Annotated in this window: 12 protein-coding genes and 1 pseudogene; 9 read left to right on the top strand and 4 right to left on the bottom strand. The window is 73.9% G+C overall.

Annotated elements, in window-relative coordinates:
• Positions 1 to 38: 38 nt before the first annotated feature.
• Positions 39 to 881, bottom strand: a complete 843-nt coding sequence (locus AB0B83_RS19635; protein ID WP_357579390.1) for an endo alpha-1,4 polygalactosaminidase — start codon at positions 879 to 881, stop codon at positions 39 to 41.
• Positions 882 to 986: 105 nt separating this feature from the next.
• Entirely contained in the window at positions 987 to 2,216 is a 1,230-nt protein-coding gene (locus AB0B83_RS19630) for a CAP domain-containing protein (protein WP_357579389.1), read from the bottom strand.
• Positions 2,217 to 2,594: 378 nt separating this feature from the next.
• On the opposite strand from AB0B83_RS19630, the gene AB0B83_RS19625 reads away from it, so the two are divergent.
• From AB0B83_RS19625 to AB0B83_RS19610, 4 genes are all read left to right on the top strand, one after another.
• The gene (locus tag AB0B83_RS19625) at positions 2,595 to 2,789 is read left to right on the top strand and encodes a hypothetical protein (RefSeq protein WP_091621030.1); all 195 of its coding nucleotides are present in this window, start codon (positions 2,595 to 2,597) and stop codon (positions 2,787 to 2,789) included.
• Positions 2,790 to 3,108: 319 nt separating this feature from the next.
• Complete coding sequence (gene smc / locus AB0B83_RS19620; RefSeq protein ID WP_357579388.1) at positions 3,109 to 6,720, top strand: chromosome segregation protein SMC; 3,612 nt, start codon at positions 3,109 to 3,111, stop codon at positions 6,718 to 6,720.
• Positions 6,720 to 7,340: an HAD-IA family hydrolase gene (locus tag AB0B83_RS19615; RefSeq protein WP_132232656.1), complete on the top strand. Its 621-nt coding sequence runs from the start codon at positions 6,720 to 6,722 to the stop codon at positions 7,338 to 7,340. Before smc ends, AB0B83_RS19615 begins: the two co-directional genes overlap by 1 nt.
• Positions 7,341 to 7,435: 95 nt before the next feature.
• On the top strand, positions 7,436 to 7,918 hold the full coding sequence (locus AB0B83_RS19610) for a transposase (RefSeq protein WP_357579387.1): 483 nt from the start codon (positions 7,436 to 7,438) through the stop codon (positions 7,916 to 7,918).
• A 13-nt stretch (positions 7,919 to 7,931) separates the two neighbouring features.
• Here AB0B83_RS19610 and AB0B83_RS19605 read toward each other — a convergent pair whose 3' ends face one another.
• Both AB0B83_RS19605 and AB0B83_RS19600 read right to left on the bottom strand, forming a co-directional pair.
• Positions 7,932 to 8,453: a DinB family protein gene (locus AB0B83_RS19605; RefSeq protein WP_357579386.1), complete on the bottom strand. Its 522-nt coding sequence runs from the start codon at positions 8,451 to 8,453 to the stop codon at positions 7,932 to 7,934.
• A 113-nt stretch (positions 8,454 to 8,566) separates the two neighbouring features.
• Positions 8,567 to 10,279: an alkaline phosphatase D family protein gene (locus tag AB0B83_RS19600; protein WP_357579385.1), complete on the bottom strand. Its 1,713-nt coding sequence runs from the start codon at positions 10,277 to 10,279 to the stop codon at positions 8,567 to 8,569.
• 150 nt (positions 10,280 to 10,429) lie between these two features.
• Between AB0B83_RS19600 and ftsY the strand changes: the two genes are divergently transcribed.
• From ftsY to AB0B83_RS19575, 5 genes and pseudogenes are all read left to right on the top strand, one after another.
• Positions 10,430 to 11,617: a signal recognition particle-docking protein FtsY gene (gene ftsY / locus AB0B83_RS19595; protein ID WP_357579384.1), complete on the top strand. Its 1,188-nt coding sequence runs from the start codon at positions 10,430 to 10,432 to the stop codon at positions 11,615 to 11,617.
• A gap of 7 nt (positions 11,618 to 11,624) precedes the next feature.
• Positions 11,625 to 12,488 carry an aminoglycoside phosphotransferase family protein gene (locus AB0B83_RS19590; protein WP_192581443.1) on the top strand — a complete coding sequence of 288 codons (864 nt, stop codon included), beginning with the start codon at positions 11,625 to 11,627 and terminating at the stop codon, positions 12,486 to 12,488.
• 193 nt (positions 12,489 to 12,681) lie between these two features.
• Complete coding sequence (locus AB0B83_RS19585) at positions 12,682 to 14,133, top strand: ammonium transporter (RefSeq protein WP_357579383.1); 1,452 nt, start codon at positions 12,682 to 12,684, stop codon at positions 14,131 to 14,133.
• A gap of 25 nt (positions 14,134 to 14,158) precedes the next feature.
• Positions 14,159 to 14,497, top strand: coding sequence for a P-II family nitrogen regulator (locus AB0B83_RS19580; protein WP_176733926.1), 339 nt, complete (start codon positions 14,159 to 14,161; stop codon positions 14,495 to 14,497).
• Positions 14,498 to 14,513: 16 nt separating this feature from the next.
• A pseudogene (locus AB0B83_RS19575) lies at positions 14,514 to 15,426 on the top strand (hypothetical protein); the annotation flags it as partial.

The raw sequence follows: 15,426 nt of genomic DNA, 5'->3' as shown, positions 1-15,426 counted from the left end.
GCGTTCGCCCGGCCCGGCCCGCGAGCAGGTGCCGGTGGTCAGGGCGCCGCGCAGGGGAGCCGCCACGCGTCGAGCCGGCGTTCCTTGCGGATCGAGGAGAGGCCGTAGCCCAGCGTGGTGACGCAGAAGTCCGTCGTCGAGCCGGCGTACTCCACGTGGAACACCGGCTTGCCCGCCTCGACGAACGGCAGCAGCCGGGCGCACTGGTCCAGCCGCACGCACTCCTCGTTGACGGCGAAGTCGAAGTCCGGAGCCAGGGCGGCCACCTGCCCCAGGTCGTTGATCAGGCCGGGGGAGAGGCTCAGCGAGCGGGCCAGTTCGGCCAGCCGGCGGTTGAACCGCAGTTGGTCGTCGAAGTCGAGCGGGAAGCCGGACCGGTGCGCGTACCCGTCGGCGTCGGCCAGGGCGACCGCCCCGAAGCCCTTGCCCCGGCAGAGCCGGAACCGGTCGGCCAGCACCGGCCGCAGGGTGTCCCACTGCCGTACGTCGAGCCAGCGGCCCTGCGGCCGGCGGGACGCGGCACCCCGCACGGCGGCCGGGAGGCGGTCCGCGTCCGGGTCGGTCGGCAGGACGGAACCGACGTGCACCTGGCAGACCAGCCGGCGGTCCCGGGAACGCAGCTCGGCGGTCTGCGCGGCGGTGGTGGCGACCGGGTCGAGCAGGAAGACGTCGGCGTCGACGGTGAGGTCCAGCACGCCGCTGAGCTGCCACTGCCACTGCCACCGGCCCGCCGACGCCGCCGGCCAGGCGGTCGGGGCACCGGGCGCGGCCAGGTCCGGCCGGCAGGCGGCGAGCACGCTCAGCAGGACGAGTGCGACACAGGCCGACAGGGCCCGGCGCAGGCCCCGCCCGACGGCGCGCGTACGCGGCCGGATCCGCATCGGCAGCTCCCGGGTCGCGGGCGGCGGCACACCGCCCGGAGCGGGTACGCCGTGTCGGCGTACCTCACCCGGTCAAACGAGTACGGCCCCGGCCGCGACTCGCGTTCAGCGCGGCGCGGCGAAGACCTGCGTCCAGTACGGCCCGTTGCTGCTGGCGACGCCGACGCCGATCTCGGTGAAGGCGCAGTTCAGGATGTTGGCCCGGTGCCCGGAGCTGTTCATCCAGGCGTCCATGACGGCGGCCGGCGTCTTCTGGTTCCAGGCGACGTTCTCGCCGTAGGTGCGCCAGGAGTAGCCGACCCGGTCCAGCCGGGTCCCGACGTTGCTGCCGTCGCTGCCCGTGTGCGACATGTTGCGGTGGTCGGCCTGGTCCTGGCTGTGCCGCTGGGCGGCGGTCGTCAGCTTGTCGTCGACGCTCACCGCGCCGCAGCCGGCCTTGGCGCGCTCGGCGTTGACCAGGGCGACCACCTGGCTGGCCTGGCTGCCGGACCCGCTGCTGACCGGGGCCTTCGTGCCGCCGCCGGCCGGCGCCGTGCTCCGTTCGGCGCTGCGCCGCGAGGGCGCGGTGGTACGCGACGGCGCCGGCGTCGGCCTGGTGCTCTTCGTGGCCGACGGGGTGGGCCTGGCGGTGGTCGGCGCGGTGCTCGGGGTGCCGCTCGGGGTGGGCGGGGCGAGCGCGTCGCCGGGTGCCGACTCGCCGCCCGGCAGCACCGGGGCGGCGGCGATCGTGTCGTCGACGGCGGTGGGGTCGGTCGCCGGGCCGTCGCCGGTCAGCGCGACCGCGCCGACGCCGAGGCTCACCACCAGCGTGGCGGCCGCGGCGGCACCGCCGATCACCAGCGGGCGGGGGAACCGGCGGCGGGGGCGGTGGCGGCCCTCGGCGATGGCCGGCGCCGTCGCGGCCGGGGCGGCCCGGAGCGCGGCGAGGTCGACGGGGGCGGTCGGGTCGTCGACCGGCCAGGCGCCGGCGGTCCGGTCCGCGGGGAAGGGACGCTCCGCCGGGTACGCCCCGTCCATCGGGCTGGCGGACCCGGCGGCCCAGCGGGGGTCCGGCTCGGCCTGCCAGCGGTCGGTGGGCTCGGGCCGCCAGGTCGCGGTCGCGTCGGTGGTCCGCGGCTGCCAGGTCCCGGCCGGCGCGGCGGGCTCGGGCTGCCAGCGGGCGGTCGGCTGGTCGCGGTGCCACTCGTCGGCGGGCTGCTCCGGGTCGTCCCCGAAGAGGTAGGCGGACCTCGGCTCCGGACGGTCGGTGAGCCAGGTCGGCGGCTCCTCGCCCAGCGGCTGCTCGCGGCGCCGGTCGGCGCCGTCCGGGTGGTTCGGGTCGGTCCAGCCGTACACGCCTCTGCCTCCAAGGGGTCGGTTGCGGGCCGGGGTGACGCTACGTGGCGGGCGTGAACAGCGGCAACGTGGCTAAGGAAGAGTTAAGGGGAAGCCGGACGGCAGGGTGGGGACTTCCCGGGATCCGAGGCGTAGAGTCAAGGTGTCCGGACAGAGTGTGTCCGCGCCTTGTGGCAGCCCCCCCCCCGGCAAGTGGACAGGTCGACGTGGAAATGATCTACGGCCTGCGAGAACTTGACGAAAGAGGGGGTGTCGGCTCAATATGTAGGTGTCGCCAGTCGCGCCCGGTCATGCCCAGAATCGTCTGGGGTGACAGCCGCGTACACATTTGGGCGCGCGTTGGCCGGCCCTTCCGGCAGCGCATATCAAGGAGTCAACATGGCTAAGGCCCTGTACGGCCACGTAGGTGCGGCGCCCGATCGGCGTCTGCTCGACGAGGTCACCCGACTGCGTACCACGGTTCGGGCTCTGGAGTTCGAGATCACGCGGCTGCGTGCCGAGAACGATCGGCTCGCGGCGGCTGCGGCGGAGGCGGACGATCTGCTTCGTCTGGCCGAGCCCGCGCTGACCTGATCTCCAGATCGCAAAACTGAATCGCATCACGCAAAAAGAGCGCGCCGACACTTCTGTGCCGGCGCGCAGCTCTGTCCGCACCCCTTTTCGCCGCACCAATTCGTGATCTTGTGCGGCCCGCCGCGACGATTCCCGTACGACTCCGGCCGACGGATGGGCCGCACCCGGGCGGGCCGGCCCGCGTCACCTGGGACGGACGCCCGGCGGTCGCCAGGCGGGTCGCGTGCCCGGCGGTTCCCGGTCCCGGGTTAGTCTGCGGGTTCACCCAGGTCCGCGTAGCCGGCGACGGTACGGCGGCCACCGGACGAGGATCGAGAAGGTGCATCTCAAGAGCCTGACGGTGAAGGGCTTCAAGTCCTTCGCCTCCGCGACGACGCTCAAGCTGGAGCCGGGGATCACCTGCGTGGTCGGCCCCAACGGCTCCGGCAAGTCCAACGTCGTCGACGCCATCGCCTGGGTGCTCGGCGAGCAGGGCGCCAAGGCGCTGCGCGGCGGCAAGATGGAGGACGTCATCTTCGCCGGCACCGCCGGCCGGGCCCCGCTGGGCCGGGCCGAGGTGACCCTCACGATCGACAACACCGACGGCGCGCTGCCGATCGAGTACACCGAGGTGTCGATCACCCGCCGGATGTTCCGCTCCGGCGAGAGCGAGTACGAGATCAACGGCGACACCTGCCGGCTGCTCGACATCCAGGAGCTGCTGTCGGACTCCGGCATCGGCCGGGAGATGCACATCATCGTCGGCCAGGGGCGACTCGACGGGATGCTGCACGCCAAGCCGGAGGACCGGCGGTCGTTCGTCGAGGAGGCGGCCGGCGTCCTCAAGCACCGCAAGCGCAAGGAGAAGGCGCTGCGGAAGCTCGACGCGATGCAGACGAACCTCAACCGGCTCACCGACCTCACCGCCGAGCTGCGCCGCCAGCTCAAGCCGCTGGGCCGGCAGGCGGAGGTGGCCCGCCGCGCCGCCGCCATCCAGGCCAACCTGCGCGACGCCCGGCTACGCCTGCTCGCCGACGACCTGGCCACCCTGCGCGCCACCCTGGACCGGGAGATCGCCGACGAGACCGCGGTGCGCGAGCGGCGCGAGCAGGTCGAGGCCGAACACAGCGAGGTGCAGGCGCGGCTGGCCGAGCTGGAGGCGGCCCTCGCCGAGGACGCGCCGCTGCTGGCCGCCGCCCAGGACACCTGGTACAAGCTCTCCGCCCTCTCCGAGCGGTTCCGCTCCATCGAGCAGCTCGCCCGGGAGCGGCTGCGACACCTCAGCGCCACCCCCGACGACGAGCGCCCCGGTCGCGACCCCGAGCAGTTGGAGGCCGAGGCCGAGCGGATCCGCGAGCAGGAGGAGGAGCTGCGCGGCGCGCTCACCGACGACCAGATCCGGCTGGCCGAGGCCGTCGAGCACCGCCAGGAGCTGGAGCGGCAGCTCGCCGCCGCCGAACGCGAGCTGGTCGCCGCGGCCAAGGCGATCGCCGACCGGCGGGAGGGCCTGGCCCGGCTGACCGGTCAGGTCAACAGCGCCCGCGCCCGGACCACCAGCGCCGGCGAGGAGATCGAGCGGCTCGCCACCGCGCACGCCGACGCGCTCGCGCGAGCCGATCAGGCCCAGGCCGAACTCGACGCGGTCGCCGAGCAGTCCACCGAGGCGGACCGGGACAACGCCGACCTCGACGCCCGGCACGCCGAGGCGGTCGCCGCCCAGGAGCGGGCGCAGGCCACCGTGCGGTCGCTGACCGACGCGGAGCGGGCGGCGGAGAAGGACGCCGCCACCTGGAAGGCCCGGGAGGAGGCGCTCGCCCTCGGCCTGCGCCGCAAGGACGGCGCGGGCGCGCTGCTGGCCCGCGCCGACGAGGTCCCGGGCCTGTTGGGCAGCCTGGCCGGGCTGCTCACGGTCGCGCCCGGGCAGGAGGCCGCGCTCGCCGCCGCGCTCGGCGGGCTCGCCGACGCGGTCGCGGTGAGCGGCGTCGACGAGGCGGTCGAGGCCATGCGGCTGCTGAAGATCTCCGACGCCGGTCGCGCCGGCCTGCTGGTCGGCAGCCCCGCCGGGCCGGGCATGGACGGGCCCGCCGACGCGCTGCGGCCGAAGCTGCCCGACGGCGCCCGCTGGGCGCCCGACCTGGTGGAGTGCTCCCCACAGCTCCGCCCGGCGGTGCACCGGGCGCTGCGCGACGTGGTGCTGGTCGACGATCTCGCCGCCGCGGCCGAGGTGGTCGCCGGCAACCCGGAGCTGCGCGCGGTCACCCCCGACGGCGACGTGGTCGGGGCGTACGCGGCGGCCGGCGGGTCCGCCAAGGCGCCCAGCTTCATCGAGGTGCAGGCCGCCGTCGAGGAGGCCCGGTCGAACCGGCTCGCCGCCGAGCAGACCGGCGCGGAGCTGCGCGAACAGCTCGTCGACGCCCGCGCCGAGGTGGCCGCCGCCAAGGAGACGGTGCAGCACGCCGCCGCCGCCAAGCGGGAGGCGGAGAGCCACCGCAACGCCGCCGCCCGCCGGCTGGCCGAGCTGGGCGCGGCGGCCCGCTCGGCGAAGGCGGAGACCGACCGGCTCGGCGAGTCCCGGGCCCGCGCGGAGGCCGCCCGGGAGCGGGACCTGCTCACCCTCGCGGAGTTGGAGGAACGGCTGCGGCTGGCCGAGGAGACCCCCGTCGACGCGGAACCCTCCACGGAGGACCGCGACCAGCTCGCCGCGATGGTGCCGCAGGCGCGGCAGAACGAGATGGAGGTCCGGCTCGCGGTGCGTACCGCCGAGGAGCGGGTCTCCTCGATCGCCGGCCGCGCGGACTCCCTGCGCCGGCAGGCCACCGCCGAGCGGGCCGCGCGGGAACGCGCGGCGGCGCGGCGGGCGGCGCGCACCCGGGGCGCGGGGATCGCCCGGGCCGTGGCGGGCGGGGCCCGGGAGGCCCTCACCCGGCTGGCCACCTCGATCGCCGCGGCCGAGGAGCACCGCGACGCCGTGGCGCGCGAGCGCGCCGCCCGCGAGGCCGAACTCCAGGAGGTACGCGGCGCGGCCAAGCGGCTCGGCGCGGAGCTGGAGCGGCTGACCAGCCAGGTGCACCGCGACGAGGTGGCCCGCGCCGAGCAGCGGCTGCGCATCGAGCAGCTGGAGGCGAAGGCCGCCGAGGACTTCGGCCTGGACGTGGAGACCCTCGTCGCCGAGTACGGCCCGACCCAGCCCGTCCCGCCCACCCAGGCCGACGTGGCGGCGGCCGAACGCGACGGCCAGCCGGTGCCCGAGCCGGTCCGCTACGAGCGGCCCGTGCAGGAGAAGCGGGCCGCCAAGGCGGAACGGGAACTGGCCCTGCTCGGCAAGGTGAACCCGCTGGCCCTGGAGGAGTTCGCCGCGCTGGAGGAGCGCTTCAAGTTCCTCTCCGAGCAGCTGGAGGACCTCAAGGCCACCCGCCGCGATCTGCTCACCGTGGTCAAGGACGTCGACGACCGGATCCTGGAGGTCTTCGCCAGCGCGTTCGCCGACACGGCCCGGGAGTTCCAGCAGGTCTTCACGGTGCTCTTTCCCGGTGGCGAGGGGCGGCTCGTGCTCACCGACCCCGACGACCTGCTCACCACAGGCATCGAGGTCGAGGCCCGCCCGCCGGGCAAGAAGATCAAGCGGCTGTCGCTGCTCTCCGGCGGCGAGCGTTCGCTGACGGCGGTGGCGATGCTGGTGGCCATCTTCCGGGCCCGGCCCAGCCCGTTCTACATCATGGACGAGGTCGAGGCGGCGCTCGACGACGTCAACCTGGGGCGGCTGATCACGCTGCTGGCCCAGTTGCGGGAGAAGAGCCAGCTCATCGTCATCACGCACCAGAAGCGGACGATGGAGGTCGCCGACGCCCTGTACGGCGTGACCATGCGCAACGGGGTGACCCAGGTGATCAGCCAACGGCTCAACCGGGCCGACGGGGACGAGCGGCGTGGCCGCGGCGAGGAGAACGAGTAGTGGGTCGGGAACGGGCGACGGCGCTCCTGGTGGACTTCGACGGCGTCCTGCGCCGGTGGGACCCGGCGGTGGCCGCCGGGGTGGAGCGGGAGTACGGCCTGTCCGACGGCGTACTCACCGAGATCGCCATGCAGTGGGGGCGGCTCCAGCCGGTGCTGACCGGCCGGGTCAGCCACGCCGACTGGATGGCCAGCGTGGCCGACGCGCTTGCCGACTCCGTGGGCGGCCCCGAGCGGGCCCGGGCCGCTGTGGAGCAGTGGCAGCGCTACCGGGGCGAGGTGGACCCCGAGGTGCTCGCCTTCGTCCGCGAGGCGCGGGCCGGCGGCATCCGCGTCGGGCTCGGCACGAACGCCACGGACCTGCTCGACGCCGACCTCGCCGCGCTCGACCTGACGGACGAGTTCGACGTGGTGGTCAACTCGTCCAGGGTCGGGGTGAACAAGCCGGCGAAGGAGTACTTCCAGGCGGCCTGCGCGGCGCTGGAGACCCCGGCGGCCCGGGTGCTCTTCCTCGACGACGAGGACTGGGCGATCCGGGGCGCCCGGGTCGCCGGCCTGTCGGCGCTGCGCTGGAGCGGCCCGGCCGACCTGCGCTACGCGCGGGCCGCCCTGGCGTACTGACCGGTCGCCGGCCCGCCCCGGCGGGGGCTACCGGAATGCGGGCCAGTGCTCCGGTCCTCAGGCCGGGGGTCAAGGTCGCTCGCGCTCATGCGCGGGTGGCCGATACCCGGCGGGACTGGCAGCACAAACTGTCTACGACGATCATCCGCGAGAACCAAGCGGTGTATGTCGAGGACTTGTGCGTGGTCGGTCTCGGCCGGACCCGGCTCGCCAAGAGTGTGCACGACGCCGGGTGGGCACAGTTCACCAGCATGCTGGAGTACAAGGCCGCGAGGTACGGGCGCACATTCGGCCGGGTGGACCGGTTCTTCCCGTCTACCCGCATGTGCTCACAGTGCGGCCGGGTCAACGAGAAGATGGCACTCAATGTTCGGATGTGGGACTGCCCCTGCGGGGCAGCCCACGATCGGGACGTCAACGCCGCCATCAACGTGCTCGCCGCCGGACAGGCGGAGAGTCGAAACGACCGTGGAGCGCGGGTAAGACCGGGACTCGTCCCGGCACCGCGCGGCGAAGCGGTAACCCACCCGGACGCCGCGTGTTCCACGCGCAGCGTGGAGGGAATCTCCGTCCTTTAGGGCGGAGAGGATGTCAATCGCCCGTGACGCCGTCGATGCGCTCGCGGATCAGGTCGGCGTGGCCGTTGTGCCGGGCGTACTCCTCGATCATGTGCACGTAGATCCAGCGCAGGTTGAACGTCCGGCGCTTCGGGCCGACCTCGGTGAAGGTCTCGTCGAGCGACCGGCCGGTGGCGGCGGCCCGGGCCAGCGCCACCTCCCGGTGGAAGGTGGCGAAGTCGGCCTCGGCGTCGGCGGCGCTGACGTCGTGGTCGGCGTCCGGGTCGTCGGGCGTGAAGTAGGGGTAGTCGACCTGCTGGCCGGCGAGGTTCTCCCGGAACCACCAGGCCTCCACCTCGGCCAGGTGCCGGACCAGGCCGAGCAGGGTGAGCCCGGAGGGCTCGACGCTTGGCGTCTTCAGTTGTTCGGCGGTCAGCCCGGCGCACTTGAGCAGCAGGGTCTGCCGGTGGTAGTCCAGCCAGCCCTCCAGCATGGTGCGCTCGTCGCCGACGTAGGGCTCGGGGGTCCGGGTGATCTCCGGTGCTCGCCAGGTCATGCCGGTCATCCTGGCTGGCACCTCCGACAACCGGCGAGCGGTTTATCGGGGCGGCGGCGCGTGGGTGGTGGCCCGCCCGTCGCGGGCGGGCGGGCCGGGGCGCGGCGGGAGGCTCACCCGCCGGAGGTCAGGCGCTGCCGCATGACCTCGCGCAGGTGGCCGTCGCTGGTGGTGCCCTCGATCGTCACCTCGGCCGTCCGGCGGGCGTGCACCAGCGTGGCGACCGCGTTGCCGAAGTACGGCCCGGCCAGCCGCTTCCAGCGGAACGGCGGGCGGCGTACGTCGGCGGTGCGGGCCAGCGCCCGGGTGGCCCCGGCCGGCCCGGACGACCAGCCCAGCTTCATCAGCGGGCGCATCCCGGCCGGGACCTGGTTGTGGATGGGCGAGCAGGTGAGCTGGTGCACCGGGGTGACCACGCTGCGGTCGTCGAACCGCGCCCGCGCCACGTACGAGTGGTGCACGTCGCCGGAGAGCACGCTGATCGACGCCGGTGGCGCGTACGCCGGGCCGGCCCCGACGCGCTCGCCGGGCTCGCCGGGGGTGCCGCTGCCGAGGCGGGCGAAGAGCGCGCCGAGCGCGTCGAAGGAGCGGCGGAAGGCGGCCCAGTGCTCCAGGTCCAGCCCCCGGCGCAGCTTCTCGGCCAGCCGGGCGACCCAGGGCCGCCGCGAGTCGGCCAGCTTCTCGTTCCACGCCTCCACGTGGTGGATGCCGGGCGGCAGCAGCCACGGCAGGGACGCGCCGACCACCAGGTGGTCGTAGACGCCGTGGGCCCGGTCGAGGAACCACGACCACTCGCCCGGGGGCAGCATCGCCCGCTGGCCCGGCTCCAGCACCCGGCTGCACCGGTTGTCGAGCATGACCAGCCGGGTCCGGCCCAGGTCCAGCGCGTAGCTCCACTGGTACTGCACGGCGCGCCACCGCTCGGTGTCGTGGGCGAGGTCGGCCTCGGTGTCGACCCGCTGCCCGAACTCGCGGAGCACGCCGGTGGCGTCCTCCGCCGCGACGACCTTGGCGTAGACCGGGTCGGCGGCGATCTCGTCGGGGGAGAGGTTGCCCAGGTGCTGGTAGACCCAGTACGAGGCGAGGCCGCTGGTGATCCGCTCCGCCCACCACGGCTGCTCGCGCATGTCGGAGCGCCAGGAGGCGGAGGTGTTCCAGTCGTCGATGACCTCGTGGTCGTCGAAGATCATCACGCTCGGCACGGTGGAGAAGAGCCAGCGGATCTCCGGGTCCCGCCAGGACTCCAGGTAGAGCTTCGTGTACTCGTCGAAGCTGACCACCTGGTCACCCGGCGCGCCCTTCGGCCGGCGGCGGCGCCGCTTCAGCAGCCGCCGGACCGTGGGCGACGTCACGTCCGCGTAGACCTGGTCGCCGAGGAGCACCAGCAGGTCGGGCACGTCGGTCGCAGCCGGGTCGGCCATGAGCCGTCGGGCGTACGCGTCGAGGGCGTCCGGGGGCAGCCGCCGGGTGGTGGCGTGCTGGGTGGTCTCCCGGCAGGAACCGAAGACCAACCGGACCGGCTGGTCGAGGTCGTCGGCCGCCCGGGTGCGGATCACGCTGGGCGGGAAGTTGCTCTTCGGCACCGGCCAGGCGACCTCGTCGTCGATCAGCACCTCGTAGGCGGTGGCGCTGTCGGGGGTGAGCCCCTCCACGACGACGAGCGCGTAATGGTGGTCGTACGCCGAGAAGGTGGGCGCGGTGCCGCCCGCGCCGTCGGCGGTACGGACGGTGACCACCGCGGGCGCGCTGGTCTCCACCCAGACGGTGGCCGTCGTGCCGACCACCCTGCGGAGCAACGGGCCGATGAGCAGGTGTGCCGCGGGCATGGTCGACCTCCAGATGAGCGGACTTCATCTTTACTACCCGGCCGGCGGTCGCACCACTGCTGGCTGTGATCGAGCCTACCGCCGGCCTCCGCGGACGCGGTCGGGAGCGGTGGCTGGGACAGCTCCGCCGGCATCTGACAGGATTCCGGCATGACCGAATACCTCCTCATCGCGCTCGCCCTGCTCGGCGTGCTGATCCTTGGCGGCATCGGGCTGGTCGTGCCGCGGTTGCGCCGGCGACCGGAGCCGCCGCTGCCGAAGACGGAGGTCGACACCCGGGCCGAGGAGGACCTGGCCGGCCCGCCGGTCCAGGCACCGGAGGCCGAGTTGTCCACCGGGATCCTGGTGGAGCCGCCGGTGGTGGAGGCCCCGGCACCGGTGCTGGAGGTCCCCGAGCCGACCGCCGGCCGGCTGGTCCGGCTGCGCTCCCGGCTGTCCCGCTCGCAGAACGTCTTCGGCAAGAGCCTGCTCGGCCTGCTCAGCCGCGACCACCTCGACGAGGACACGTGGGAGGAGATCGAGGACAGCCTGATCACCGCCGACGTCGGCGTCGACGCCACCCGCGACATCGTCGACCGGCTGCGCGAGCGGACCCGGGTCCTTGGCACCCGCTCCGGCGCCGAGCTGCGCGCCCTGCTCGCCGCCGAGCTGGTCAACGCGCTCGACCCGACCCTGGACCGGTCCCTGCGGACCGCGCCCAAGGAGGGCGTGCCGGCGGTCGTGCTGGTGGTCGGCGTCAACGGCGCGGGCAAGACCACCACCTGCGGCAAGATCGCCCGGGTGCTCGTCGCCGACGGCCGCAGCGTGCTGCTCGGCGCCGCCGACACCTTCCGGGCCGCCGCCGCGGACCAGCTGGAGACCTGGGGCGGTCGGGTCGGCGCGGAGACCGTGCGGGGCCCGGAGGCGGCCGACCCGGCCAGCGTGGCCTTCGACGCCGTCAAGCGGGGCATCGACACCGGCGTGGACACCGTGCTCATCGACACCGCCGGCCGGCTGCAGAACAAGATCGGCCTGATGGACGAGCTGGGCAAGGTCAAGCGGGTGGTGGAGAAGCACGGCCCGATCGACGAGACACTGCTGATCCTCGACGCCACCACCGGGCAGAACGGGCTGGAGCAGGCCCGGGTCTTCACCGAGGCGGTCAATGTGACCGGTGTCGTGCTCAGCAAGCTCGACGGCACCGCCAAGGGCGGCATCGTGATCGCCGTGCAGCGCAAGCTGGGCATCCCGGTCAAGCTGGTCGGGCTCGGCGAGGGCAAGGACGACCTGGCCCCGTTCGACCCCGCCCAGTTCGTCGACGCGCTGCTCGGTACCGAGCCGCTCGCCCGGGACGCGTAACCTCGCAGTGACGACCGACGATCGCGCCTACGCCGGGTGGCGCGACCCCAGCCACCCGTCGACGGGCCTCGGGAGACCGTACGTGACTTCGCAGGAGATCCCGCTGCACGGCGGGAACGTCAGCACCGTCGTCCGGGTCGGCGACACGGTCCGGCGCAACGCCGGGCCGTGGACGCCCTCGGTGCACGCCCTGCTGCGCCACCTGGAGTACGTCGGGTTCACCGGCGCCCCCCGCGCGCTCGGCATGGACGAGCGCAACCGGGAGGTCCTGTCGTACCTGGAGGGGGAGTGCGGGGAGTACCCGCTGGCCCCGCACTGGGTCACCGACGAGGCGCTGGTGACCGTCGCCACCATGCTCCGGATGTTCCACGACGCCCAGTACGGCTTCGTCCCGCCGCCGGGGGCGGTGTGGCGCTCGTTCGGACCGCCGCCGCCGGACACCGAGGTGATCTGCCACCACGACGCCGCCCCGCACAACGTCATCTGGCGGCCCGACGGCACCCTGGGGCTGATCGACTTCGACCTCGCCTCGCCCGGCGCCCGGATCTACGACGTGGCGTACGCGGCCTGGACCTGGGTGCCGATCTTCTCCGACCGGGACTCGATCACGCTCGGCTGGAAGCACCCCGACCGGCCGCGCCGGCTGCGCCTCTTCGCCGACGCGTACGGGCTCATCCCCCGGGACCGGCACCGGCTGATCCGGACCATCCGCAAGCGGATCGTGGACCACGTGGAGGGCATCCGCCGGATGGCCGCCGCCGGTGAGCCGGCCTTCGTCCGGATCGTGCACAAGGGGCACCTGCGCCGGCCGATGCGGGACCTGCGGCTGCTCGACTACGAGCGCAACGCCCTGGAGTACGCGCTGCGCTGAGCGGTCCGTGCTGTCGGCCGCGCCGGCCGGCGGTGAGCTTCTCTTCACACGTCCGAAACAACCCGTCACCGTTCGGAAATCGACGGGTGACGCTGGGGGAAACAGGAAGCGAGCAGGCTTCCGCCCATCCGGCGTACGGGCGACGCTGCCCCGGAAGCCGGGAAGGAGGGAACTTCACCTTTAGGAGGCCAGCGTGCCTGAGGCACCCACGCTCGATTCCGGCAACACCGTGTGGTTGCTGGTGTCGACGGCGCTCGTGCTGCTCATGACGCCCGGACTGGCGCTGTTCTACGGCGGCCTCAACCGGTCCAAGGGTGTACTGAACATGATGATGATGAGCTTCTCCGCGATCGGGCTCATCTCTGTCTTGTGGTGGTTCTACGGTTTCAGCATCGCCTTCGGTAGCGATGTCAACGGGCTCTGGGGCGACCCGGGCGCCTACCTCGGCACCAAGACCTTCCTCGCCGAGACCGACCTCTGGGGCGCGACGGCGGAGAACCCGAGCGGCATCGGCGTGCCGCTCTACGTGTTCATGGCCTTCCAGATGATGTTCGCCGTGATCACCGTCGCGCTGATCAGCGGCGCGATCTCCGACCGGGCGAAGTTCGCCGGCTGGCTGCTCTTCGCGTTCGGCTGGGCGACGCTTGTCTACTTCCCGGTCGCGCACTGGGTGTGGGGCGGCGGCATCATCGGCGGCGACCTGCACGCGCTCGACTTCGCCGGCGGCACCGCGGTGCACATCAACGCCGGCGCGGCGGCCCTGGCCCTGGTGCTGGTGCTGGGCAAGCGGCTCGGCTGGCCCCGGGAGGGCATGAAGCCGCACAACATCCCGCTCGTCGCGCTCGGCGCCGGGCTGCTCTGGTTCGGCTGGTTCGGCTTCAACGCCGGTTCCGAGCTCACCGTCGACTCGGTCGCCGGCCTGGCCTTCATCAACACCCAGCTCGCCACGGCCGCCGCCGTGCTCGGCTGGATCGTCGTCGAATGGATCAAGGACAGGAAGCCGACCCTGGTCGGCGCCTCGTCCGGCGCCATCGCCGGCCTGGTCGCCATCACCCCGGCCTGCGGCTTCATCGCCCCCTGGGCGGCGGTGCTGCTCGGTCTCGTCGCCGGGGCGGTCTGCGCGCTGGCGATCAGCCTCAAGTACAAGCTCGGCTACGACGACTCGCTCGACGTGGTCGGCGTGCACTTCGTCGGCGGCTGGATCGGCTCGCTCTGGCTCGGTCTCTTCGCCACCAACTCGGTAAACGGCGCGATCAGCGACGTGATCGGCGCCTCCGACGGGCTCTTCTACGGCGGCGGGGTGACCCAGCTCGGCCGGCAGGCCCTGGCCGGCCTGATCGTCACCGTCTGGTCCTTCGCGGTGGCCTGGGTGCTCGCCTTCGGCATCGAGAAGACGATCGGCTTCCGCCTGCGGGCCGAGGACGAGGTCGGCGGCATCGACATCGCCGAGCACGCCGAGAGCGGCTACGACCTGTCGCCGGCCGCCGGCAGCGGCGGGGGCAGCGCGTTCGCGATGGCCGGGCTGACCGGCGCCAGGCCGGCGACGGAGCCGGCGGCAGCGCCTGCCGAGCCCACCGTGCCTGCCGCGGCTGCCGAGCCGGCCGAGCCGGCCGCCGGGTCCGCCGCCGAGAAGGTCGCCCGTTAACGTTCCTGGGATGGAGGGGTTGGACATGAAGCTGGTGACCGCGGTCATCAAGCCGTACCAGCTGGACGCGGTGAAGGAGGCCCTGCACGCCCTCGGCGTGGCCGGCCTGACCGTCAGCGAGGTCCAGGGCTACGGGCGGCAGAAGGGGCACACCGAGGTCTACCGGGGTGCCGAGTACACGGTCGAGTTCCTGCCCAAGATCCGGGTGGAGGTGCTCACCGACGAGATCGACGTCGACAAGATCGTGGACGCCGTCGTCGGCGCCGCCCGGACCGGCAAGATCGGCGACGGGAAGGTCTGGGTGACCGCCGTCGAGGAGGTCGTCCGGGTCCGTACCGGCGAGCGCGGCCTCGACGCGCTCTGACCGGCCACCCACCGACATGACCTCGTCGACCAGGAAGAACGCGTCGGGACACACCGGCAACGATGCCGCCGCCCTCCTGGTCGACGAGGTCGTCGGCGTCGACGGCGGCATCGGGGCGACGGCGCGGGCCGCGCGGGCCGACGCGTACGACCGGTGGCTGCGCGGGCTGCTCCCGCAGCGGCCCGGGGTGGCGCTGATCGCCGTCGGCGGGCTGGGCCGCCGGCAGTGCGCGCCGCACGGCGACCTCGACCTCGTCCTGCTGCACGCCGGGGTGCCCGGCGTGGACGAGCTGGCCGCCTCGGTCTGGTATCCCGTGTGGGACGCCGGACTGCGGCTGGACCACTCCGTCCGGACCGTCGCCGAGGCGCTCTCCGTCGCGCAGGACGACGTGAAGGTGGCCCTCGGGCTGCTCGACGCGCGGCTGGTCGCCGGGGACGCCGCGCTCGCGGACACCCTCGTCCGCACCGCCGCCGACCACTGGCGGCGCACCGCCGTACGCCAGCTCCCGGCGCTGCGCGAGATCACCGCCGCCCGCTGGGCCGCCCACGGCGAGCTGGCGTTCCTGCTGGAGGGCGACCTGAAGGAGGCGGCCGGCGGGCTGCGCGACGTGGGCATCCTGCGGGCGATCGCCACCGCCGGGATCACCGACGCGCTGCGCCCCGCCGTCCGCGCCGCGCACCTGCGGCTGCTCGACACCCGGGACGCGCTGCACCGGCAGGCCGGCCGCCGGGTCGACCGGCTGGTCGCCCAGGAGCGCGACGGCGTCGCCGCGCTGCTCGGGCTCCGGCAGTCACCGGCTGGCGGGTCCGACACCCCGGGCCCGCTTCCGCCGCACGCCCCAGGCCCGCTTCCACCCGGCGCCCCGCGCCCGCTTTCGCCGCACGCCCCGGGCCCGCTCCCACCCGGCGCGTCCGGCGGCGCGTCGCGGG

Source organism: Micromonospora sp. NPDC049060, from assembly GCF_040649055.1.
Classification (GTDB): Bacteria; Actinomycetota; Actinomycetes; order Mycobacteriales; family Micromonosporaceae; genus Micromonospora; species Micromonospora reichwaldensis.
The sequence above is the reverse complement of the archived record's forward strand: the minus strand, read 5'-3'. Positions and strand labels throughout refer to the sequence as shown.

Excerpts from the sequence above, each read along its gene's own strand:
- AB0B83_RS19605 (WP_357579386.1), bottom strand. The coding sequence starts at position 8,453 with ATGACCTGGCGAGCACCGGAGATCACCCGGACCCCCGAGCCCTACGTC.
- AB0B83_RS19580 (WP_176733926.1), top strand. The coding sequence starts at position 14,159 with ATGAAGCTGGTGACCGCGGTCATCAAGCCGTACCAGCTGGACGCGGTG.
- AB0B83_RS19635 (WP_357579390.1), bottom strand. The coding sequence starts at position 881 with ATGCGGATCCGGCCGCGTACGCGCGCCGTCGGGCGGGGCCTGCGCCGG.
- AB0B83_RS19625 (WP_091621030.1), top strand. The coding sequence starts at position 2,595 with ATGGCTAAGGCCCTGTACGGCCACGTAGGTGCGGCGCCCGATCGGCGT.
- ftsY (WP_357579384.1), top strand. The coding sequence starts at position 10,430 with ATGACCGAATACCTCCTCATCGCGCTCGCCCTGCTCGGCGTGCTGATC.
- AB0B83_RS19600 (WP_357579385.1), bottom strand. The coding sequence starts at position 10,279 with ATGCCCGCGGCACACCTGCTCATCGGCCCGTTGCTCCGCAGGGTGGTC.